Genomic DNA, 22,771 nt, shown 5'->3' with positions numbered 1-22,771 from the left:
TACGAACTGGTCGTCGAGGTCCTCACGGGACTACTGGGCACCGACCTGCCCAGGCCCTGGTCGGCGGAGGAGTCCGTCCTCAAGGGCACCGGCCGACAGCCCCTCAGCGACGAGGACCGTGAGTCGTTGGGTGCGGCGGTGGCGCACTTTCCCCTCTTCGGCTGACGGTGGATCGACTCGCGGGACGGCGACGAGCAGTGGGTCGAGGCCGGCAACGAGGCCGATCTCCAGGCGCCGCGCCGTCAAGGTCACGGCGACGTCCGACCCGTCGGACCCGAGCGGGACCGGTCCGAGTCAGGGTCTGAGGCCGGGACTAGCCCGCGGCCGGGTCCGAGGCCCGGTCCTTGTCCGTGTCGGTCGCGCCGAGAACCTCGTCGACCTCTTCCGCGGAGAGTGGCCCGTCGTGCTCGGCGACGACGACGATGACCTCGCCCAGCAGCTCGATCTCGGCCGCCAGGCGCACGTCGGTCAGGCGCACGTCCGTCACCTCGGTCTCCCCGCCTCCCTCCGACTTGGGCATAGTCGAGCCTGCCCCGACCCGAGACCTCGGCGGAATGACTCATCCGGACCCTTTATGGCCATTCGCCCGGTCGCGTCGGCTGATCGGACGATGGGCGAGGTCCACGGGGTGTCCCTAACCTCCGGAGGTGGGGGGTGCGTCCTCGTCACATCGGGGGATGCACTTGGCGCTCCGGCTCCATGGGGGGCGAGCCGGAGCGCCGCAGGGAACGGCTCTGCCCTGCCGTCGGGACGTCGTTCGGACCTCACCGCACCGGTCCTGGCCGGGCTCGGCCGGACCTGGTAGGACCTGACGCCATGGACCACGATCGCGGCCAGCAGGGTGGCAGTCTTCTCGTCCGTGGCGGCCGCCACCTCGATGTCGTGGCCGGCGAGTGGCGTGAGGGGGACATTCGGATCCTCGACGGCCGGATCGTCGACGTCGGAGCTCGCCTGACTCCGAGCCCGGGAGTGGCGACGTTCGACGCCACGGGGCGGTTCGTCCTCCCTGGGCTCATCGACTGCCATGTGCACGTCACGGCGGTGACCGCCGATCTCACGCTCCTGCCCGAGCTGTCGCCCACCTACGTGTCCTTCGGGACGGCCCGCATCCTCGACGGGATGCTGCGCCGCGGCTTCACGACCGTGCGTGACGTGGGCGGCGCCGACTACGGGATCCACGACGCCCAACGGGAAGGGCTGGTGGCCGGCCCGAAGGTGTTCTTCGGCGGCAAGGCCCTCTCCCAGACCGGTGGCCACGGCGACCCGCGCTCGCGCGGCCGGATCGCCGACGAGGACCACCCGACGAGACCGGGCATCAGTCGCGTCGCGGACGGGGTCACGGCGGTACGCGCAGCGGCTCGCGACGAGCTGCGCAAAGGCGCGCACCACGTCAAGATCATGGCGAGCGGTGGGGTGGCCTCGCCGACGGACCGGATCGACTCGACGCAGTACTCGGTCGCCGAGATCGAGGCGGTGGTCGAGGAGGCCGAGGCGGCGAACCGCTACGTGACCGCACACGCCTACACCGGCCGCGCGATCACCCGCGCCGTCAGGGCTGGGGTGCGCGGCATCGAGCACGCCAACCTCGTCGACGACGAGGCGCTCGACGTGGTCAAGGAGCACGGGGCCGTCCTCACGATGAACCTCGTCACCTACTGGGCGCTCCAGGAGGAGGGCCGCGACTTCGGCCTCTCGCAGGAGAACTGGACCAAGGTCGCGTCCGTCCTCGACCGGGCCCACGACGCGCTCGGGCGCGCCCACGCGGCGGGCCTCAACCCCGCATACGGGACCGACCTGCTCGGAGGGATGCACCGCCACCAGGCCCAGGAGCTGGCCATCCGGGCGCGGACCATCCCCGTCATCGACGTGATCCGGGGCGCCACCACCGTGGCGTCCGCACTGCTGCAGCGCGAGGGCCGGCTCGGCGTCATCGCCACCGGTGCGGCCGGCGACCTGGTCGTCACGGACGCCGACCCGGTGGCGGACATCTCGGTGCTGGCCGAGAGCCGGCTCGCCGCTGTGATCCAGGATGGCCACGTCGTGGTTGACGCCCTCGTCCCCTCAGACCAGGCTGCGTCCCGCTGACGCGGGCGGGATACTCGATGGATGGGATGGCGCCGAGCCGCTCCCGCTGAGCCCACCCCGCGTGACGCGGTCGAGGCCGCCATGGCCGCGACGCCGCGCGCGAACCATCTGCCGCGCGGACAGCAGCAGTACGCCGACCTCGACCGGGCACTCCCGATCGGATACGGCCAGACCAACAGCCAGCCGACGACGGTCCGGGCCATGCTCCGCGCGTTGCGGGTCGGAGAGGGTATGCGGGTGCTCGACATCGGCTCCGGGTCCGGTTGGACGACGGTCCTGCTCGCCCGCCTGGTCCGCGAGTCCGGTTTGGTGATCGGTGTCGAGCGGATCGTCGAGCTCGTCGCCGACGGGAGCCGGGCCGTGACGGCCGCGGACGTGCCGTGGGCGTCGGTCCGCGCCGCCCGGACGTCGGTGCTCGGTGCTCCCGACGATGCACCCTTCGACCGGATCCTCGTGTCGGCGCAGGGACACGAGGTGCCGCGACCGCTGGTCGACCAGCTGGCCGAGGACGGGCTGATGGTCGTTCCCGTCGACGGTCGGCTGCTCCGGGTGGACGCCCGCGGCCGCGAGGAGGACCTCGGCGGCTACGTCTTTGTGCCCTTGGTGACGGACGAGGACGCAGGCTGGGACTGAGCCTGGGTGGGGCCGGTGCTGGTGGAGCCGGTGCTGGTGGCCTCGGCGGTGCCCGGGTCGGTCGATCGCGTGGTGTCGACCTTCGGGCCGAGCCACCAGGCGAGCCAACCGAGGGCACCGAGCGGGACTTCGAGGAAGTGGACGTAGAGCGAGTACAGGACGACCCCGGCGGTCGCTTGCGCAGGGTTCGCACCCCACCCGACGAGGAGGGCGGCGACACCGGTCTCCGAGACGCCGACGCCGCCCGGGGTCACGGTGACACTGGTCAGCAGACGGCTCAGCGCGAACGCGAAGAACATGTAGGGGAAGGGGAACTGGACACCGACGGTGTTCTGGCAGAACCAGAACAGCAGGTAGTTCATCCCGAAGAACCCGACCATGCCGAAGGTCATCGACAGCCAACCGTGGCGCACCACGGCGATGGTCTGGTGGCGCTGGTCGAGGATGTGCTGGCTCAGGCTCGGTTCGGAGTCGCGGACGAACGGCACGAACCCGAAGCTCCACTCCAGCCACAGGCCGATCCTGTGACACGCCCGCTCGGACGCCAGCATGGTGATGAACACGGCGAGCACGGCGATGCCCCCGACCGCGCCGACGGCCGCGGCCCGCATCACCGCGGGGTTGAGGTCGGCGGCGAAGAAGATCATCAGGCCGATACCGATGATCGGCAGCAGCAGCCGCGCCATGATGTTCCACACGCCGGTGACGATCAGCGACGTCGAGATCGACCGCCGCGTGAACCCCCACGAGCGCAGCTGCTTGTAGGTGGCGGCGGCACCGGCGGCGCCGCCCGCGGGCAGCAGGTTCCCGACCGCGGAGCCGGACACGTTGACGATGAACGCCTTGACGTGCGGCAGGTGCGGCAGCGACCCGGTGATCGTGAAGGTGTAGAGCCAGAGCCCCAGCACCATGAGCAGGAACAGGCCGAACGCGGTCGTCGCCGGAATGCCCTGCAGCACGGCCCAGACGTCGGCCCAGGTCGTGTGCGCGAAGTACGGCAGCGCCCAGCCCAGCAGGAAGACGGCGAGCCCGAGACCACCGATGACCTGGAGCAGTCGGGCCCAGGTGAACGTCGGCTTCGGCGGTGCGGCGGGCTCCGTCGCAGGGTCCGATCCGCTCACCTCAGCCGAAGACGTCATGCGCCACTCCAGCTCCGGCCGGCCGCGACGCGTCGACGTACCACTCCTGGCCGAACACCAGGTCGAACACCGGGCGCGGTATGCGCAGAAAGGCCGCCAACGTCCGGTCGGCCCCGCCGTCCGCGGAGGCCTGGGAGGCGTGGGCGCGCATCGAGGCTCGCTTCTGCGAGGCATACCGACGGACGCGTACCCGGTGGGTGACCGCGCCGCTGGCACTGTAGGCGCGCTCGAACGAGGTCGGGTCGAACTCCGGCGGGAAGCGGTAGATCCGCGTAGCGAACCGGATCGCGCGCACCAGCAGGTCGCGGGGCACCGTCGCCTGGAGGACAGTCGGCGTGCCGGCGAGCTCGGCCGCGCGCGCGCCGACGTGGTGGACCTTCACGTGGTCGCGGTGCCCGTAGCCGCCGTTGGCGTCGTAGGTCAGCAGCACGTCGGCCTGTTCCTCGCGCAGGATCGCGGCGAGCCGTTCCGCCGCCTCCTCCGAGTCGGCGCGGACGAAGCGCACCTGCCCGGGCGGATCGGGATCGGTCTCGGGGCCGAGTCCGCTGTCGGCATACCCGAGGGTCTCGACGCGCGCCGTGCCGAGCGCGCGGGCACTCGTCTGGAGCTCGGCCATCCGGACCGAGCCGAGCGTGGTGTCGGACGTGCCCACGTACTCTGAGGCGGCCAGCCCCAGCCCGCCGTCGGTGGCGACGACGAGGACCACCCGGTGCCCCTCGGCGGCGGCCCGCGCCATCGTGCCCGAGGTCAGCAGCGCCTCGTCGTCGGGGTGGGCGTGAAACGCCACCAGTGTCCGTCCCATGTGGTCGCCATTGTTCCCCATGGCATCCTCGGATCTGTGAAGGTCGCCCTGCTGTCGGACTGCTACCTGCCGCGGCTCGGCGGCATCGAGGTGCAGGTCCACGACCTCGCGGCGCAGCTCACCAGCCGCGGACACCACGTGGAGGTCTTCACGGCCACCCCGGGCACGCACGGCGAGCGGCACGGCGCCACGGAGGTGGTCGACGGGGTCACCGTGCACCGGATGGCGCTGCGGCTGCCCTGGGACCTGCCGGTCAACCCGCTGGCGCCGCTCACGATGCGCGACCGGCTGGCGACCTTCGACGTGGCCCATGTGCACATGGGCGTGGTCAGCCCGTTCGCGGTGGACGCGGCGTTCCTCACCCGGCGGATCGGCCTGCCCACCGCGATGACGTGGCACTGCATGCTCGACCGGTTCGCGACCGTGGTGTCCGCGCTCGGGGTGGTGCGCCGGTGGGCCGCCGGCGGGATGGCCATGAGCGCCGTGTCCGACGTCGCGGCGACGCCGCTGCGCCGGGTCCTCGGCGGCGCCGGCCCGGTGTCGGTGCTGCCCAACGGGATCGACGTCGCTGCGTGGCGCCCCCAGGGTCCGCGACCCGACGACGGCGTGGTCCGGTTCGTCACGGCGATGCGTCTCGCCAACCGCAAGCGTCCGGTGCCGCTGATGCGGGTGATACGACAGGTGCGTGCTCTGGTCCCCGCGGGGCGCGAGATCGCGCTGGAGGTGCTCGGCGAGGGGCCGGACCGGGGGAGCGTCGAGCGGTACCTCGCGGAGCACGGCATGGCGTCCTGGGTGAGCCTTCCGGGGCGGGTGCCACGGAGCTCGGTCCGCGACCGGTATGCGACGGCGGACGTCTACATCTCGCCGGCCCGGCTCGAGTCGTTCGGGATCGCGGCGCTCGAGGCTCGCACCAGCGGGCTGCCCGTGGTGGCGCGATCGGGTTCCGGTGTGGGTGAGTTCGTGACCGACGGCGTGAACGGGTTCCTCGCCGACGACGACGAGTCCATGGGCGCGGCGCTGGCACGGCTGGCCTCCGACGACGCGCTGCGCGAGCGGATGCGCGCTCACAACCTCGACCAGGCGCCCGCGCAGGACTGGCCGCGGGTGGCCGAGCTGGCCGAGGCGGAGTACCAACGCGCGGTCGGCGCGACGGTTCGCGCGTGAGTGGGACGGCGCTCTGGGTCGTGGGTGTCGACGCCTCCGGGGTCGAACGCGTCCGCGAACGGCTGGGTCACGGCGACGACCCGGTCCGCCTGCTCGCCCGCATGGGGTATGCCACGGGGGGTCCGAGCTCCGTTGTGGGAGAGGCGGACCCGCATACCGTCACGGTCGTCTACCCGGTGGTTCCGGTCGGCGAGGTGGCGGCGGGCGAGGTGCCGGTCGGAGGGCTGTTGGTCGAGACGGTCCCGGCCGGCGGCGACGACGCTGGTGCCGTGCCACGGGATACGGGGATGGTGCTCGAACCGGGCGAGGTGCCGGTCGTGCGGCAACGGGTGGCGGTCTACGCGGTCGTGCGCAGCGAGCGCGGCGTGCTGCTGGCCCAGAACTCGGCTCGGACCAACGCGGCGGGTACGTGGGGTCTCGCCGGCGGCGGTCTCGATCTCGGCGAGCTGCCGGAGGCCGCTCTCCACCGCGAGATCTGGGAGGAGACCGGTCAGCGGGTGGACATCACGGGGATCGCGGTGGTGACGACGCGGCACTGGGTCGGCCGCGCCCCGAACCGGCGGCTGGAGGACTTCCACGCGGTTCGGCTGGTCTACCGCGCGGAATGTCCTGAGCCGACCGATCCCGTGGTGCACGACGTCGACGGCACGACGGCCGCGGCGGCATGGTTCCCGCCCGACGAGGTCGACCGGCTGCCGCTGGCCACGGGGACGCGCGAGATCCTTGCGCACCTCAGCCGCGACGGCGCCGGGTGACGATCCCGATCAGCCCGAGGAGGGCGCAGGCCAGGCCGACGACGACGAGGACGCTCGGACCGAGCTCGCTGAGGTCGGCCACCTGGAAACCGGTCACCTGGTTCGCCACGACGCCCGCACCGACCAGCCCGAAGATCAGGCCGACGACGACGAGCCCCCAGTTCGGCCCGCTGGGCGGGGGCAGGTAGGTGACCTGGGGTCGTGCCTGACGTGCCGTCCCCTGATGTGCCGACGTGGGTGCTGGGGACTGGGCCGGGGGGTGCGCGACGGTTGATGCTGAGGCGGGCGGCACGGCGGCGGTCCGGGCGGTGGTCCGGGCGGTGGTCTCGGCGGTCTGGGACTGGGTCGACTCAGGGAGCGGCGGCGGCGTCCACGGCGTCCCGCCCGGGGGCGGCGACCACGAGTGTGCCGGCGCGTGGTGCTGCTCCGAGGCGGGGACCCACGTGGTCCAGGCCGTGGTACCCGGGTCGTGAGCCGGCTGGGGCTGTGTCGACGAGGTCGGGCTCGACGAGGTCGGGCTCGACGAGGCGGGGCTCGACGAGGTGAGCTCTGCGTCCTGAGGCGTCGCGGGCTTCTGGTCGGACATCAGGACTCCTCGGTGATGACGAGCTCGCCGGCGACCATGTCGACGTCGACGGTGAGCGGCGTGGGACCAGTGCCGACGGTGATCGGCTGCCCGTTCGCGCTGTCGACTCCGCCCTGCACCTCCTTGCCGGTGGCGCCGGCTCGGTGGACGACCACCTGCCCGGCCTTGACGGTCGGTACGAACGTCACGGTGGTGCCCTTGGGCACGGAGATCTTCAGCTGTCCGGCGCCCATCGCGACGCGGATCGTGCTGCCCGGCGCTGCTCCGGCGAGCCCGAGCTGCGCCTCCCCGGCGGTCAGGCTGAAGCCGTCGGCCGGCTGCGACGCGGCCGACCACTGCCGCTCGCCGAAGCCGCCGCTGGGCATCGCGGGCAACGAGGTGGCGCCGACGGTGGCCAGCGCCGCCAGCGTGACGAGGAACGTCGTGAAGCCTGCCCGGCGCCCGGTCAGGCCGATGACGAGCAGGGCGAGCCCGGCCCCAGCGACCGCGAACCCGGCCGCCAGCACCGCCGGAGACCCCGCGAAGCCGGATCGCTGCGCATACCACTGGCCGAGCCCGTACCCCGCGACGGCGAGGCCGGCGGTGAGGAGCAGACCGAGGAAACCGCCGCGCCGACGGGGGCGGTGGACGACGCGGTCGGGGGCGGCGAGGACGCCCGTGCGACCGGGGCCCATGCCGTACGGCGGAGGCGCGTGCACCGGGGACGCGGCGGGGGTGGTGGAAGTGGCGGCGGACATCGGCGACTCGGTCTCAGAGGCGGGGGCGACGTCGTTCGGGGTCGCGACGGCTGGGCGCGAGAAGGTGGCGGCGAACTTGTTGCCGAACTCCCGCGCCTCGTCGCCCATCTGCTCGGGCGTCTTCCCCTGCCGAGCGGAGTGGAGCGCCCACCACCCGAGCAGGCCCACAGGGACGAGGATCGTCCACAGCCACCAGCGGTCGGCGACGTTGCTGATCAGCGCGATCCCGATGACGATGAGCAGCGCGATGCCCCAGCCGTCGCCGTGCAGGGCCGCCTCGGCGAGGATCTTGCCGTTCTGGTCGGGCAGCAAAGCCCAGGCGATGAGGTAGACGAGGCCGCCGAGGCCGCCGACGAACAGCAGCACGAAGAGCGCGCCGCGGACGATCAGCGGGTCGATCCCGAGGCGGTCGGCGACACCAGAGCAGACACCGGCGAGCCATCGCTCGTCGGTGTTGCGCCGGACACCGAAGCCGCGCAGGGTGTCGAACATGCCGTCGAGCCCGGACCGGGAGGCGGCGGGCGGCGCAGCGTGGGGATCGGCCATGGCACCCATGCTGGCCGTCGCCGGCGTCGACCGGCCATGAGGGTCGACCCTGACGGCACCCTGAACGCACCCCGAGCGGCCTTACCAGGGCCGGTCGCATGGGCGAGTATGGGTGGGTGCCCGACCCCCAGCCCGTCGTGTCGCCGCCCGGCGACCGTCCCAAGCTCTACCGGTCGTCCAGCGACCGCTGGATCGCGGGAGTATGCGGGGGGATCGCCGAACACCTCGGTGTCAGCTCATCGCTGGTGCGGCTACTCATGGTGCTGGCGGTCATCGCCGGTCCGGGGGTGTTCCTCTACGGGTTCTTCTGGGTGATGACGCGACCGGACACGTCGGCGGTGCAGGGCGTCCCCGTCGCGCGGGTTCGCAAGCCGCTCACCAAGAACCAGATCCTCCTCGTCATCGGCGCGGGGGGCCTCATCATCGGGCTCGGCTGGGGTGGTCCGGCCGGTCAGATCGGCCGTCACCTCGGGTTCCTGCTGCCGGTCATCGCCGTCGCGGTCGGTGCGTTCCTCGCCTGGTCGCAGCTGGACGCCAACGAGCGCGGGCGCTGGGCGGGACGTTCCCGTCGGGGCCGCGCGCTGGCGATCGCCCGGCCGGTCGTCGGCGTCGTGCTGGCGACGGTCGGTGTCGTCGCGCTCGCGACCCAGGGGCAGGGCTTCGACGTCGTACTCACCAGCGCGCTGGCCGCGGTCGCTGTCCTGGTCGGCGCCGCCGTCATCGCGCTGCCGTGGGTGGTCCGGATGTGGCAGGGGCTCCAGGCCGAGCAGACCGAGCGGATCCGGGCGACCGAGCGCGCCGACATCGCCGCCCACCTGCACGACTCGGTCCTCCAGACGCTGGCCCTGGTCCAGCGACGAGCCGACGACCCCGCGACGGTCATCCGGTTGGCGCGAGCGCAGGAACGCGAGCTGCGCGAGTGGCTGTACGCCGACGAGAACCGGTCCACCGACAGTCTGGCGTCCGCGGTGACCAGCGTCACCCACGAGGTCGAGGACGAGCACGGCATCCCGATCGAGGTCGTCGTGACCGGCGACCGGCCCATGGACGACGGCGGTCAGGCGCTGGTCAAGGCGACCCGCGAGGCGCTGCTCAACGCGGTTCGCCACGGCGCGGCGCCGGTGTCGGTCTACGTCGAGGTCGGTCCGTCGGGCGTCGAGGCGTTCGTGCGCGACCACGGCCCCGGGTTCGAGATGGGCGAGATCGGTGACGACCGGCTCGGGGTGCGCGAGAGCATCCTCGGCCGGATGCGCCGCCACGGTGGGGCCGCCAAGATCCGCCGCCTCGAGTCGGGTACCGAGATCGAGCTGACCCTGCCACCGCTCGCGAAGGGTGCCGAGCCGGCCGCCGAGCGGGCTACCGAGCCGATCACCGAGCCGGCCACCGAGCCGGCCACCGAGCCGGCTACAAAGCGGGCTACTGAGGAAGGGGATGGTGGAGTGACGCCCGATTCCTCGCGTGAGGCGCAGACGACCGGAGGTCGACCCGCATGACCACCCCTACGCATACGGCGTCGGGGAAGGCGACCACGCCGATCCGACTGGTGCTCGTCGACGACCACCGCATGTTCCGCTCCGGCGTCAAGGCCGAGCTCGACCCGGCCGTCACCGAGGTCGTCGGCGAGGCGCCCGACGTCGACACTGCCGTCAAGGTCATTAAGGAGGCGCGGCCGGACGTCGTGCTGCTCGACGTGCACCTGCCCGGCGGCAACGGCAACGGCGGCGTCGACGTGCTGTCGGCGACGCGGGGGGCCACGAACGAGGCCGGACAACCGGTGCGGTTCCTCGCGCTGTCGGTCTCGGACGCGGCCGAGGACGTCATCGCAGTGATCCGGGCCGGAGCGCGCGGCTACGTGACCAAGACGATCAGCGGCAACGACCTCATGACGGCGGTCCGGCGGGTCGCCGACGGGGACGCGGTCTTCAGCCCGAGGCTCGCCGGGTTCGTGCTGGACGCCTTCGGCGCAGCCGCGGGCGAGATCGCCGAGGTCGACGAGGAGCTGGACCGGCTGTCCGCGCGGGAGCGCGAGGTCATGCGGCTCATCGCGCGCGGGTACCAGTACAAGGAAGTCGCCAAGGAGCTCTTCATCTCGATCAAGACCGTCGAGACCCACGTGTCGTCGGTGTTGCGCAAGCTCCAGCTGTCGTCGCGGCACGAGCTGACCGCCTGGGCGATGGGTCGCCGCCTGCTCTGAGCGCTCCCGGATCGTGGACGATCTCGTACCGCCCGGGGTAGGAGATCCTCCACGACAAGCGCTTACCGGTGGGGGATGACCACTCCGGCCACCACCTGGACACGCCCCTCCCGCACCATGAGATCGACCGCGCGGTCGAGCCGTTCACTGGCCGTGGGCGTGACGCGAGTGCCGCCGAAGACGCGGTAGGTCTCCTTGGCCAGCTCGTCGCGAGTGATCCCCATGGCGTTCTCGACGATCGACGCCATGGCGTTGCCGATCTCCCGGAGCGCCACGTCGTCCAGCGGTCGCTCCTTCAGTGAACCGGTGGTGCGTCGAAAACCTCTCCAGCGCAACGGATCCCGCGTGCCTGGCCAGACGAAACTCTCCTCCGGGTCGCGCCGGAGGTCGGCTGGTACCGCCCGGTTGATCTGGGCCACGCGGTCGTCGAGGACCCGGCTCAGCCCGTATGCGTGCGCGACCAGCCTCGCGAGCCGGGTGGGGCTGACCGGACCCTCGGTCTCGACGACGTCGCGGATCACGGCCTGGACCTCGGCCACGTACCGACCGCCCGGCAACGAGTCGAGGGCGTTCCGGCGACCGATGACGTCGCTGACGAACGGGACATACGGCTCCTCGAGACCGTCGACCGCGGTCACCAACCCGATCGGGTCGGCCGCCGACGACAAGTCCACACGTGGTGAGCTGTCTGGGCCGATGTCCGAAATGTCCGCCGAAAGGTCATCACGTGCGGAAAAGTCGGCGGGGAGCATCGGCGCGTCCACGGCGTCTACAGCGCTCACCGCATCCTGAATGTCCATGGCGGCGACGGCGTCCCGCGGACCCTCGGCGACGACCGGCATTCCGGCGCTCGTCGTGACGACTCGCTCCCCGACCCGACGAGGGGCGGACGCCGCCTCCCCGGCGGCGACGACGAGCCGGGCCACCACCGAGTCGCGGTCCTCCAGCCAGTCCGGCAGCCAGACGCGAACCACTTTGGGCCAGCCCATGATCCGTTCCAGCACGGCCACCGGCAGCGAGTCGCGGTCCGACGTCGTCCGCCGCTCTGCCCACGCGGGCGAGTCCAGCAGGACCGCGAGCGCCATCGGCGTGCCGCGGGGCGCGACGGTGACGTCGATCTGGAACTCCGACAGCCCCACGGCTGTCGCGACGTCCAGCCCGGCCGACCGCAGCGCCGCGGCGATGTCGTCCCGGTGCCGGTCCACCCCGACCTGTCCCGCCGACGAAGCCGCCGGCGTCGTCGACACGCCGTACTTCGCCACCTCGAGGTACCGCCGCAGGTCCCGGATCCCCACCGACGAGGTCTGCTCGACGCGCAGGTCCTCCGGCTCGAACGACGAGAACACCATCACCCGCCGCCGCGCCCGGGTCACCGCGACGTTGAGGCGCCGCTCACCACCGGACCGGTTGAGCGGCCCGAAGTTCAGCGGCAGCACTCCGTCCGCATTGGCGGAGAACCCGGTCGAGAAGAGGATGACGTCGCGCTCGTCGCCCTGGACGTTCTCGAGGTTCTTGACGAACAGCCCGTCCCGCTTGGCGGCGAGCGCCTCGGCGAGCCCGTCGACGCCGCTCTCCTCGAGCATCGACTCGATGAGCGCCCGCTGCTGGATGTTGAACGTCACCACACCGATCGACCGCTCCCGCGCATGCCACCGGCGCAACACCTCCGCGACGACGGCCGCCGCCTCGACCGGGTTCGTCCGGATTGCCCCCTTGTCGACGGCACCCCTCCCCGTTCGAAGGAACGTCCCCGCGACCCGCGTGAACGAGACGCCGGTGTCGTGGGACCGCGCCGGGTGTGCGGGAAAGCTGGACAGCCGGTTCTCGTAGTACGCCGCGTTGGAGAACGCGATGAGCGACTCGTCCTGGCTGCGGTAGTGCCACGACAGCCACAGCCGCCCGACCCCCGCGTGCACGGCCTCGGTGAGGATGCTCTCCTCGTCGGGGACCACCTGGAACTCCGCCTCCGCCGCGTCCGCGTCGTCCGTCGACAGTTCGGCGAAGGCCGACGGCGGCATCTGCTTCGAGTCGCCGGCGATGACCGCCGCGTCGGCTCGACCCAACGCTCCGACGGCGTCGGCCACGGTGATCTGCGACGCCTCGTCGAAGACCACCAGGTCGAAGCTCATCGACCCGGGCGGAACGAACCGGGCCAGCGAGTCCGGGCTCACCAGTACGCACGGCGTGATCGCGCCGATGACGTCGCCGTACTGCTCGACCAGCCGGCGGACGCTCAGCCCTCCGCGCGTCCGCCCGATCTCGCGTTCCAGGGCGCCGACCTTGCCGAAGAATGCGCCGGGCCGGAACGGTCGGCGGTCAAGTAAAGCGGCCGGGAGCGCGGTCACCAGCGAGGACCGCAGCCGCTCCGACGCGTCGACGAACCGGCCGACCGTCCGGTCCTGCCGCTCCGCCTCGAACGACCCGAACCCCGCCGCGTCCCACCGCTCCGACACCGACGCCGCGGCCAACCCCCGGTCGAGGGCCTCCGGTCCGTCCTCCGGTGCCACCGCGCCGGTCAACAACGCCCAGCGCGCCTCGCCCAACGCCTCGCCCAACGCCTCGCCCAACGGGGCCAGCGCGTCGCTCGCGTCGACCCATCGTCCCAACGCGGTCCCCCTCGGCCGGTCGGCCGCCCGCTCGGCCCCGGTCGCCGCCCAGGTTCGGAGCAACCCGCGTCCTCGGGCGAACCGCGCCTCGTCGTCCGACGACCCGCCGGTATGCGTGACCGCGGCGGACAGGGCCCGGCCGGCCGCGTCCAGGACCCGGTGCTCCGACGGGCCGAGGGGCTCGCCGAACCGTCGCGACGCCTGGACCCCGTCCGAGAGGTTCGAGGGGAGTCCGGCCAGGAGGTCCCGGTCGCGCTCGACGGCGGACACCGCGTCCGACACCGCCTGCCAACCGGCCTCGGACAGGACGTTGACCGCCGGGTCGAGAGCAGCGCAGCCCGGCAGCCGTCGCCACGACAGGGCGAGGTCGCCGACCAGGCGGCGGACGCGGGCCACCTCCTCGACCACGGCTGGCAGGGTCTTCGGGTCGACCTCGGCCCCCGGTTGGAGGTGGGCCAGGACCGGAGCTGCGGCCCGGACCAGTCGGCCCTTGCGACCGATGACAAACGACGTCGACGCCTCACGGACCGCTTGGCGAGCCGGTTCGACGTCGACCGACGCGACCTCCGGGGTGAACCGGCTCATCAGTGACGCCGCGGTCTCCCGGGCCTCGCGGGTCCGCTGCCACAGCTCCTCGCGGGCCGCCCGCCAGCGGTCCGATCGGGCCTCGACCGAGACCGACGGGTCCGTCGACGAGGCCGACAGGAGCCAGACGGCGCTGCCCAGGTCGGCACTGGTCGTCGCGCCCTCGACGACCCCACGCGCCGTCGTCGGCAAGGTGTCGACCACTCGGAGCGCTTCACCCACGGCGTCGTCGGCCGCGTCGAGCGAAGCCCACAGCGCGCTCAGGTCGCCCGGCCGGGACCGGGCGAACCCCCACACCGGGGTCTCAACGTGAGGCAGCGCCGACAGCGCCGGCACCGCCTCGGCCACGGCCCGCCGCAAGCCTTCCGATGACACCGCGCCGTCGACCACCGCCGCCTCCGGAACCGGCAGCACGGCTCCCGAACCTCGAGCCAGCTGCAGCCCCCGCGCCGTGTAGAGCGAGAGTCCGGCGCCGTTGCGCTGGTGAAGGCGCGACGCATACGCCTCGAGCACCGATCCCGACGTGGAGACGTCGGAGGCGGCCAGGCGATACCGGTCGGTGTCCGGCTGGGCCCGGTGCTGGAGGGCGGTGCGCAGCCGGGCGCGGACCTCGGTGGGCCGCGCGCCCTCGTCGTGAAGGTCGAGCGCGAAGGGCAGCAGGCCGACCTCGCCGAGCCGGTTGCGCACGACGTCGAGCGCGGCGCCCTTCTCGGCGACGAAGAGGACCCGCCGGCCCTGGGCCATCTGGTCGGCGAGGATCGCGGTGATGGTCTGGGACTTGCCGGTGCCCGGCGGCCCCTCGAGGACGAAGGTCTGACCGGCGCGGGCCCCCGCAATCGCTTCGGCCTGCGACCCGTCGGTCGGCACCGGCGCCGTCGCCACCACCTCGTCGAGGTCGGCGTCGCCGAGAGACACCGGCTCACCTGCGGCGAAGCTGTCGGTCGGCGACAACGCCAGATGGCGCACCAGCGGCCGCTCGAGGAACCGCTCCCAGTGGGCATCGAGGTCGCGCCAGAGGAGGTACCCGGTGAACGCGATGACGGCAAGCCGCGCCTCGCTCTCGACGCGGAACGGCAGCCCGGACGCCGCGATCGCCTCACGCACCCCTCGGACGACCTCGCCGACGTCGACGTGCTCGGTACCCGGCAGCGTGGGCAGCTGCTCCGCCAGGCCCGGCACGGTGAACCCGAACTCCAGCCGCAGCTTCTCCATGAGGCTGTGGTTCAGCGTGACCGTGCCCGACTCGTCGAACGCGATCCGGAACGGCATGACGACGCCCTTGACCTGCACCGGCGCGAGCAGCAGCGGTGCGCTGAGGTCGCGGTCGCCCAGCTGCCAGTCGAGCCGACCGAGGGTGACGTAGAGCGGGTTGGCGCCGGTCTCCTGGATCGCCGTGCGCGCGCGGTAACGCAGCCGGGTCATCGCCGCCTGGTGGACGTCCGACGCATACCCCGAGTAGATGGTCGACCGGCTGGCCAGCATGTTGCGCAGGACGTCTCCGGGCAGCGCGTACGCGTCGCGGCTGCGGTCCGCGGCGACGGCGCCGGCCAGGTCGTCGACCGCGCGGACCGAGACCGTCTTCCCCTCCTGGAGGATCTGCGCGAGGAGGCCGAGCTGCTCGCTCGGCGTGACCAGCGGCGCCTGCGTCATCGGGCCGGCGAGGTTGAGCAGCCGGTTGCGCAGGGTGAGGTCCAGCAGCGCGTTCTTCCACGCCTGGACCCGCGGTGGCGGGTCGGGTCGCCTCAGTCGCGGGTCGGGTCCGGACGACGGCTCCGGTATGCGGGTGGCCGCGCCGGCAGCAGCTAGCGGGTCCGGGGGCGTGTACTCCACCAGCTCGACGACACCGTCCGCGCGGACGCGTCGGGCCGGAACGGGCAGGACCCGCATCAGCCGGGCCATCCCGACGTCGACCACCCCGACCAGCTCGGAGGAGCCGCCCTGGAAGTACCCGTCCTTGGGCGCCTGGCTGGCCCGGCGGAAGAGGTCCTTGGGCGGACGGCGCTCGCGGGTGACCATCGTCGTCTCGACGACGCCCATGAGTCCGAGGTCGACGGCGTTGGCCGCAGGGGCGATCTGGAGGCTCGCGGCGTCGGGCAGGCCCTGCTCACCGCGCCGCCAGTAGCCGAGGAAGGCGTGACCCCGAGCGACCCAGATGACGGGCGTGATGCCGACGTGCTCCAGACAGGACGCCAGCGCGACCGTCGTGTCGAGACAGGTCCCGATCCGGTGCTCGAACACGTCGCCCGGAGTGCGGACCTTCTGGCCGTAGCCCCAGCTGGCCGGCGGCTCGGCGTAGTAGACGTCGAGCTCGTGGACCGCCGTGAACACGGCGTCGACGATCGCGTCGACGCGCTCGGGGTCGACGTAGCTGACCTGGAGGCTGCCGCTCTTCGTCCGGTCGGCGAGGATCGCGGCGGCCCGGGCGACGACAGGCCCGACGGCGGGGTGGTTGGGCTGGACGAACGAGGCCAGCAGCTCGAGCGACAGCACCGGTGCCGACGGGTCGAGCGACCACTGCCGAGCGGCGAGCACCCGGACCGGCGTGTAGGCCCGGCCGAGCTCCCGCCCGGCCGCGGTGACGGTGACCACGACCTCGGCGGTCGTCTCCTCCTCGAGCTCGGCGAGGTACCTGGCGTTCAGGCGGATCGCGGGATGGTCGACGACGAGGGGTAGGCCGGCCCGCAGGCTGTCGACGTGGTGCTGCCACGGGCGGGTGAGGACGTCGCCCTGGGCGTCGACGACCTCAGCGTGGACCACGAGGTCGACGCCGGCGTCAGGGGGCGGGAGGGTGACGACGAAGCGGTGGAGGAACGCGATCCCGCCGTGGGCCATGGCGTAGTTGACGATCGGCGCGGCGACGACCTCGACGACCGGGCGGGGGGCGGGGGCGGCGAGGGCAGAGTCCTGGCGCGGGGCGTCCTGGGGCGTTCCTAGTTCCGCACTCACCTGCTCACGCCTTCCCCGCCGGCCGCACCCATGGGCCGCGAGCCTACGAGACCGGACCCACCGCATACCGGGGCCTGGGCTCCGGCTGGTGACGGACCGGAAGTAGGCGTCCTTCGTTCGATGTGAGCCAGCTAATATTGGTCAACCGGTTGACAGGTTGACCGACAGTACGCTTGAATCAGCCATCGCCAGGTCCGCCCGGGCCTTTGAACCGATTGCCAAAGGAGTCACGGTGGGCATGAGCGCCGTTCACGAGCCGCAGACGCTCAGCGTCGAGAAATCGGCTATTCGCAAGATCTCCATCCGCCTGGTGCCCTTCGTGGCCCTGATGTTCTTCATCAACTACCTGGACCGGACGGCCATCGGCTTCGCCGCTCCGAGCGGCATGAACGCCGACCTCGGGCTCTCCGCAGCCCAGTTCGGGTTCGCCTCGGGGGTCTTCTTCCTCGGCTACATCGTGCTCGAGGTCCCCAGCAACCTCGCCCTCAACAAGTTCGGGGCCCGGCGCTGGCTGGCCAGGATCATGGTCAGCTGGGGCATCGTCGCGGTGCTGTTCACCTTCGTGCAGACCTTCACCCAGCTGACGGCGCTGCGGTTCCTCCTCGGTGTCGCCGAGGCCGGCTTCTTCCCGGGCGCGATCCTCTTCCTCAGCATGTTCGTCCCGGCCCGGTACCGCAGCGGGATCCTCGGCCTCTTCTACCTGGCCCAGCCGCTCACGACGGTCATCGGCGCCCCGCTGGCCGGCTGGCTGATCAGCCAGCACGGCATCTTCGGCCTGGAGGGCTGGCGGTTCATGTTCCTCGGCGTGGGCGTGCCGGCCATCATCGTCGGCGTCGTCGCGTGGTTCTACCTCTCCGACAGCCCGGCCAAGACCACGTGGCTCAACGACGACGAGAAGGAATGGCTGACCGGTGAGCTCACCGCGGAGGCCGCCTCGAAGACCAGCGGTCACGAGAAGCACAGCGTCCGCGCGGTCTTCCGCAACGGCCGGGTCTGGACCCTGTCGTTCATCTACTTCGGCTTCGTCTACGGCCTCTACACGCTGGCCTTCTTCCTCCCGACGATCATCAGCGGGTTCGAGGCGCAGTACGGCGTGAAGTTCGACTACCTCCAGAAGGGCTTCATCACGGCCATCCCGTACCTGCCGGCCGCGATCGCGCTCTACTTCGTCACACGGCACGCGACGAAGCACGGCGTCAAGCCGGGACACATCATCATCCCGGCGCTCCTCGGAGCGGTCAGCATCCCGCTCGCCCTCTACGCGGGCAGCCCCGCCCTGACCATCGCGATCATCACCGTGACGGCCTGTGCGATCTTCTCGGCGCTGCCGAACTTCTGGACCGTCCCCACGCAGTTCCTCACCGGGGCCGCCGCGGCAGCGGGCATCGCGTTGATCAACACCATGGGCAACATGGCCGGGTTCACCGCGCCGTACATCACCGGCTGGCTGAAGGACCTCACCGGTGACTACAAGGTCTCCATGTTCGTGGTGGGCGGGTTCATGCTCGTCTCCGCGATCCTCATGACCTTCCTGAGCCGGCGTGAGCACGTCGAGATGGCCCCCGGGACGGAGGTTCCGATCGGGCACTGACCGACCACGCCACCAACGAGGGGCAGCGCCGTCACGGCGCCGCCCCTCTCGGCGTCGTCTTGCCGGCCAGCGGGGAGGGTCTTCGGTGTGCGGACGCCGAACACCCTCCCCAGTGGCGTGCCCGGGGAGGGGTCTGCACGCCGTCAGCGGGTGGCGGCGAGCTCATCGAGGACGGTGGCGACGGCAGACGGGTCGTGGCACCGCCCGAGGGAGAGCCCGTCACGTCGCACGTCATGTCGCCATTGGTGTTGTCCCGACGCCACCTACCGCGACATGGCGTGCGAGGCGTTGAACGACACCGCCAGGTTGGCCACGGTCGCGCTGAACGAGGCCGTCGGCGGCGTCACGGGCGTCGCTCCGCCACCGGCAGACATGACCCGCGACGTGACCCTTCGGCCAACGTGACCCGGGTTCGTGCTCCGCTCCGCGATCCTGCCATGCTCGAGGGCGTGACGACGCCACCTGACCGCCCGGTCCGCGTCCGTCCCCGAGTGTGGATCGGATTCGCCGTATTTCTCGGCTACGTGGTCCTCGTGGTGCTGATGCAACGGCTGAGCGGAGTCCCCTATACCGAGCTGGGCGACACTGGCGGGACGCTCTTCCGCGGGGCCGGGATCTCCCTCATCGTCGGGGCGATCCTCTTGGCGGCCACGACGTCGTGGCTCGGCTGGTGGCGCCCGGCCCTGTTCGACCGCCGACGGGCGGAGCACCGCTGGCCGATCGTCGCCCCGATGCTCATGGCCGTCCTCGTGCTGGTCAACCTCGCCGTCACCGACTGGTCGGCTTACGACCTGGGGTTCTTCGGCGCTTCGCTGGCGCTGCTCCTCGTCGGCTTCACCGAGGAGCTCACGACGCGCGGACTGCTGCTCACCGGCTTGCGCGCTGGTCTCAGTGAGGGGTGGGTGTGGTTCCTCTCGACGCTGGCTTTCGGAGTCATGCACTACGCCAACGTCCTCGGCGGCCAGGCCTTCGGCCCGACCAGCCTGCAGGTGCTCAACGCGTTCCTGTTCGGGACGACCCTCTACATTCTCCGCCGTGTCACCGGGTCGCTGGTGTGGGCGATGGTGCTGCACGCGCTGTGGGACTTCTCGGTCTTCGCCATCGGCAAAGGGCACCCAGCGCCGCTCGCTGGGGTGGTCGGCATCGTCGGGATCGTGGTCGGCGTGCTCTCGCTCATCGCCGTCCGTTGGGTGATCACCGGGACGGACGAGCGGATCTCGAAGAACGTTGCTGGCGAACGCCGCGGAGTCAGCGCGTAGCGGCGAGCTCGTCGAGGACGGTCTTGACCGCCGAGGGGTCGTGGGCGAACCGTCCGAGGAACAGTCCGTCCACCGCGTCGCCGAGTGCGGCGACCAGGCCGGGGCCGGCGCTGCCGCCGTACAGGATGCCGACGTCAGCAAGGCGCCCATCGAGGCGCTCGCCGAGGGCGGCGCGCACGGCGTGGCATACGGCGGAGGTGTAGGCGTGGGGGGCGGGCTGGGCGGCGCCGATGGCCCACACCGGCTCGTACGCGACGAGGACGCGCTTGCCGGTGCCGTCGGGGATCGCCGAGGCGACCTGGTCGACGACGACGGCGGCCGCCGCCAGGGGGTCGAGGCGCGAGGTCTCGCCGACGCACAGCAGGGGGACCAGGTCGTTCCGCAGCGCAGCGGCGGTCTTGGCGCGTACCACCGTGTCGTCCTCGCTGAACAGCCGGCGGCGCTCCGCGTGGCCGACCTCGACGTGCGTCACGCCCAGCTCGGCCAGCTCGGCGCCGGACACCTCACCGGTGAAGGCGCCGGCGTCCTCGGTCGCGAGGTCCTGCGCGCCCACCTGGAGACGCGTGGTCCCGGCCGCCGAGAGGGCGGCCGGGATCGCGACGAACGAGGGGAGCACGACCAGCTCGGTCGCCCCCGACGCGACGTCGGGGTGGCGCGCGGCCAGGGACGCGAGCGCGGCGCAGTAGGCCTGCGCTCGGGCGGGCCCGAAGTACATCTTCAGGCTGATCGCGACGGTGCTCATCGGGTGCTCATCGGGTGCTCATCGGGGGCGCCGATCGGACGTGCCGTCAGCTCCGCACCGATTCGAACGCCTCCAGCTCGGCGACGTTGGCCTGCGAGTGCGACGTGGGGTCGAACGTGTAGGTGAGCCACTCGGCCGCGAGCCGCCGTGCGAGCTGCAGCCCGATGACGCGCTGGCCCATGGTGAGCACCTGGCAGTCGTTGGACAGGATCGAGCGCTCCACGCTGAACGAGTCGTGCGCGACCGTGGCCCGGATGCCCGCCACCTTGTTGGCCGAGATCGCGACGCCGATACCGGTGCCGCAGAACAGGATCGCGCGGTCGGCCTCGCCGTTGGCGATGCGGGTCGCGGCCTCGATGGCCACGCTCGGGTACGTCTTGGCGCCCGGGTCGTCCGGGTGCACGCCAAGGTCGGTGAGGACGGCGACGCGCGGGTTCGACCGTAGGTCCGCGGCGATGGCGTCCTTGTAGTCGACGCCGGCGCCGTCGCTGCCGACGAGGATCCGGAGCTGGTCGGTCATGAGGGTTCCTTCGAGGTATGCGGGAGGTTAGTGAGTCAGGCGGGCGAAGTGGCGTGCCGCGGGGTCAGGACGGGCGCGAGCGCACCGATGACGGCGGCCAGCGAGGTGGCGCCGGGATCCGGCGAGCCGAGGCTCTTGGCGCCCAGGACGCGGGAGCGTCCCATCCGAGCGGCGATGCCGGCCGTGGCGGCCGCGGCCGACTGGGCCGCGGAAACGCCCACATCCCAGGCGGTCTCGAGGTCGTCACCGGCGTCGAACCGCTCCTGCAACGTCACGGCGAACGGTTCCAGAGCATCGACGAGGGTCTTGTCGCCGACCTCCGCCCCACCGATGGCCTTGACCTGCCGCCAGGCGTTGACGACCGCGGCCACAATGTCCGCGTCGGTCGGGACCGCGTCCGACGGAAGCCGTTCGGCGGCCGCGAGCAGACCCGCGCCCCAGAGGGCGCCGGACGTGCCGCCGGCCTTGTCCGCCCACTCCTCGCCGGCGTTGCGGAGCACCGTCGGAGCGTCGCCGCCGGCGTCGACCGCTGCGGTCGCCCCGGCCAGCGCGGCCGCGGAACCCCGCGCCATGCCGCGGCCGTGGTCGCCGTCACCGGCGACCGCGTCGAGACGGCCGAGCTCGTCCTCGAGGTCTCGCAACAGCGCGGCGACCGCCTCGACGGCCTGGTGCACGCATACCCCGGCCTGCTGCCCGACCTCGGACGAGGCCTCGACGGCGGGGCGGGCGGCGCCCAACGGCACCGGGGTGGGGTCCAGCGGAGCCGGCGCCGTCCGCCGGAAGGCGGGGCTGTCGGCCGGAGCGAGCCACAGGGTCTCCAGCTCGTCATCCAGCCAGGAGACGGTCAGCGAGCAGCCGGCCATGTCGAGGCTGGTCACCAGCTCACCGACCTCCGGGGCGACGACGTCCAGACCGGCGGCCTCCAACAACGGAAGCACCGCGGACCACAGGACGAACAGCTCCTCGTACTTCACCGAACCCAGGCCGTTGAGGAGCACGGCCACCCGGGACCCGCCGACCGCCGGCTTGTCCTCGAGGACCCGGCGGACCAGCTCAGCAGCCAGCTCGTCGGCCGAGGGCAGCGGGCCGTCGCCGACGCCGGGCTCGCCGTGGACGCCGAGGCCCCAGGCGATGGTCCCCGCGGGCAGGGTGAACAGGGGGGCCTCCGCGCCGGGCAGCGTGCACCCGTCGAACGCCGCCCCGAACGAGCGGGTCCGGTCGTTGGCGCGGGAGGCGACCGCCTCGACGGCGTCGAGGTCGTACCCCGCCTCCGCCGCAGCGCCGGCCACCTTGAAGACCACCAGGTCACCAGCGACACCACGCCGCCGGTGCCGCTCCGCAGGTGAGGCGCTGGCGACGTCGTCGGTCACCGCGAGGAGGGCGACACGCATACCCTGCGCCCGCAGCCGGGTGGCCGCGGCCGAGAAGTTGAGCACGTCGCCGGCGTAGTTGCCGAAGCTGAGCCACACGCCCGCGCCCTGGTCGACCGCCCGGCAGATGTCCATCACCTGGCGGGTCGACGGGGAGGCGAACACGTCCCCGCAGACCGCCCCGTCGGCGAGACCCTCACCCACGACGCCCGCGAACGCCGGATAGTGGCCGGAGCCACCGCCGACGACGACCGCGACCTTGCCCGGTACCCGGACGGTCGAGCGGACCACGCCACCCGGCGCCGGGCGGACCCGCGTGCCGTTGGCGGCGACGAAGCCGGCCAGACTCTCCGCGGCGAAGGTCTCGGGGGAGTTGAGGATGAGGGTCATCGCTGGACTTCCTTGTCAGTGAACGCGATTGGAACGCGACTCAGCGGCTGATGGGCTCGCGCAGGTGGAGCATCGCCTGGAGGTTCTTGTCCAGCTCGTCGTCCTGGAAGATGACCTTCCA

General features: G+C 72.1%; 17 protein-coding genes. 8 read left to right on the top strand and 9 right to left on the bottom strand.

Annotation, left to right across the window (positions count from 1 at the left end):
• Window positions 1-313 precede the first annotated feature (313 nt).
• Entirely contained in the window at window positions 314-520 is a 207-nt protein-coding gene (locus VIG79_RS06180) for a hypothetical protein (RefSeq protein ID WP_331883480.1), read from the bottom strand.
• Between the two features lie 296 nt (window positions 521-816).
• Here VIG79_RS06180 and VIG79_RS06175 point away from each other — a divergent pair, with 296 nt between their 5' ends.
• Together VIG79_RS06175 and VIG79_RS06170 are read left to right on the top strand one after the other, a co-directional pair.
• On the top strand, window positions 817-2,085 hold the full coding sequence (locus tag VIG79_RS06175) for a metal-dependent hydrolase family protein (protein ID WP_331883478.1): 1,269 nt from the start codon (window positions 817-819) through the stop codon (window positions 2,083-2,085).
• 21 nt (window positions 2,086-2,106) lie between these two features.
• Entirely contained in the window at window positions 2,107-2,718 is a 612-nt protein-coding gene (locus VIG79_RS06170) for a protein-L-isoaspartate carboxylmethyltransferase (RefSeq protein ID WP_331883476.1), read from the top strand.
• Here VIG79_RS06170 and VIG79_RS06165 read toward each other — a convergent pair.
• Together VIG79_RS06165 and VIG79_RS06160 are read right to left on the bottom strand one after the other, a co-directional pair.
• The gene (locus VIG79_RS06165; protein WP_331883473.1) at window positions 2,670-3,857 is read right to left on the bottom strand and encodes a lysylphosphatidylglycerol synthase transmembrane domain-containing protein; all 1,188 of its coding nucleotides are present in this window, start codon (window positions 3,855-3,857) and stop codon (window positions 2,670-2,672) included. The two genes, VIG79_RS06170 and VIG79_RS06165, sit on opposite strands and share 49 nt — an antisense overlap.
• Window positions 3,841-4,659 (bottom strand): PIG-L deacetylase family protein, encoded by an 819-nt coding sequence (locus VIG79_RS06160; RefSeq protein WP_331883470.1) that lies wholly within the window; start codon window positions 4,657-4,659, stop codon window positions 3,841-3,843. The genes VIG79_RS06165 and VIG79_RS06160 overlap by 17 nt, the downstream gene beginning before the upstream one ends.
• 36 nt (window positions 4,660-4,695) lie before the next feature.
• Between VIG79_RS06160 and VIG79_RS06155 the strand changes: the two genes are divergently transcribed.
• Entirely contained in the window at window positions 4,696-5,823 is a 1,128-nt protein-coding gene (locus VIG79_RS06155) for a glycosyltransferase family 4 protein (RefSeq protein ID WP_331883467.1), read from the top strand.
• Window positions 5,820-6,578, top strand: a complete 759-nt coding sequence (locus VIG79_RS06150; RefSeq protein WP_331883464.1) for an NUDIX hydrolase — start codon at window positions 5,820-5,822, stop codon at window positions 6,576-6,578. Before VIG79_RS06155 ends, VIG79_RS06150 begins: the two co-directional genes overlap by 4 nt.
• Here VIG79_RS06150 and VIG79_RS06145 read toward each other — a convergent pair.
• Window positions 6,556-7,164, bottom strand: a complete 609-nt coding sequence (locus VIG79_RS06145) for a hypothetical protein (RefSeq protein WP_331883461.1) — start codon at window positions 7,162-7,164, stop codon at window positions 6,556-6,558. The genes VIG79_RS06150 and VIG79_RS06145 overlap by 23 nt on opposite strands.
• Entirely contained in the window at window positions 7,164-8,447 is a 1,284-nt protein-coding gene (locus VIG79_RS06140) for a PspC domain-containing protein (RefSeq protein WP_331883458.1), read from the bottom strand. The genes VIG79_RS06145 and VIG79_RS06140 overlap by 1 nt, the downstream gene beginning before the upstream one ends.
• A gap of 116 nt (window positions 8,448-8,563) precedes the next feature.
• Here VIG79_RS06140 and VIG79_RS06135 point away from each other — a divergent pair, with 116 nt between their 5' ends.
• Both VIG79_RS06135 and VIG79_RS06130 read left to right on the top strand, forming a co-directional pair.
• Window positions 8,564-9,940 (top strand): PspC domain-containing protein, encoded by a 1,377-nt coding sequence (locus tag VIG79_RS06135; protein ID WP_331883455.1) that lies wholly within the window; start codon window positions 8,564-8,566, stop codon window positions 9,938-9,940.
• Window positions 9,937-10,641, top strand: coding sequence for a response regulator transcription factor (locus tag VIG79_RS06130; protein WP_331883452.1), 705 nt, complete (start codon window positions 9,937-9,939; stop codon window positions 10,639-10,641). The genes VIG79_RS06135 and VIG79_RS06130 overlap by 4 nt, the downstream gene beginning before the upstream one ends.
• Window positions 10,642-10,703: 62 nt before the next feature.
• On the opposite strand, the gene VIG79_RS06125 is transcribed toward VIG79_RS06130, so the two are convergent.
• Entirely contained in the window at window positions 10,704-16,778 is a 6,075-nt protein-coding gene (locus tag VIG79_RS06125) for a DUF3320 domain-containing protein (RefSeq protein WP_331883449.1), read from the bottom strand.
• A gap of 238 nt (window positions 16,779-17,016) precedes the next feature.
• Between VIG79_RS06125 and VIG79_RS06120 the strand changes: the two genes are divergently transcribed.
• Both VIG79_RS06120 and VIG79_RS06115 read left to right on the top strand, forming a co-directional pair.
• Window positions 17,017-18,369: an MFS transporter gene (locus tag VIG79_RS06120; protein ID WP_331883447.1), complete on the top strand. Its 1,353-nt coding sequence runs from the start codon at window positions 17,017-17,019 to the stop codon at window positions 18,367-18,369.
• 449 nt (window positions 18,370-18,818) lie between these two features.
• Window positions 18,819-19,628, top strand: coding sequence for a CPBP family intramembrane glutamic endopeptidase (locus VIG79_RS06115; protein WP_331883444.1), 810 nt, complete (start codon window positions 18,819-18,821; stop codon window positions 19,626-19,628).
• Here the strand turns inward: VIG79_RS06115 and VIG79_RS06110 are convergent.
• From VIG79_RS06110 to VIG79_RS06100, 3 genes are read right to left on the bottom strand one after another with little or no spacing between them, the layout of a single operon-like run.
• Entirely contained in the window at window positions 19,618-20,370 is a 753-nt protein-coding gene (locus VIG79_RS06110) for a triose-phosphate isomerase family protein (protein ID WP_331883441.1), read from the bottom strand. The two genes, VIG79_RS06115 and VIG79_RS06110, sit on opposite strands and share 11 nt — an antisense overlap.
• Before the next feature lie 46 nt (window positions 20,371-20,416).
• A complete protein-coding gene (locus tag VIG79_RS06105; protein WP_331883439.1) occupies window positions 20,417-20,890 on the bottom strand; it encodes an RpiB/LacA/LacB family sugar-phosphate isomerase in 474 nt (157 codons plus the stop codon).
• A 35-nt stretch (window positions 20,891-20,925) separates the two neighbouring features.
• Window positions 20,926-22,650, bottom strand: coding sequence for a dihydroxyacetone kinase family protein (locus tag VIG79_RS06100; protein WP_331883437.1), 1,725 nt, complete (start codon window positions 22,648-22,650; stop codon window positions 20,926-20,928).
• Between the last annotated feature and the right edge of the window lie 121 nt (window positions 22,651-22,771).

It is taken from the genome of Lapillicoccus sp. (genome assembly GCF_036559105.1).
Taxonomy (GTDB): Bacteria; Actinomycetota; Actinomycetes; order Actinomycetales; family Dermatophilaceae; genus Lapillicoccus.
This window is presented reverse-complemented; position numbering and strand designations above follow the sequence as displayed.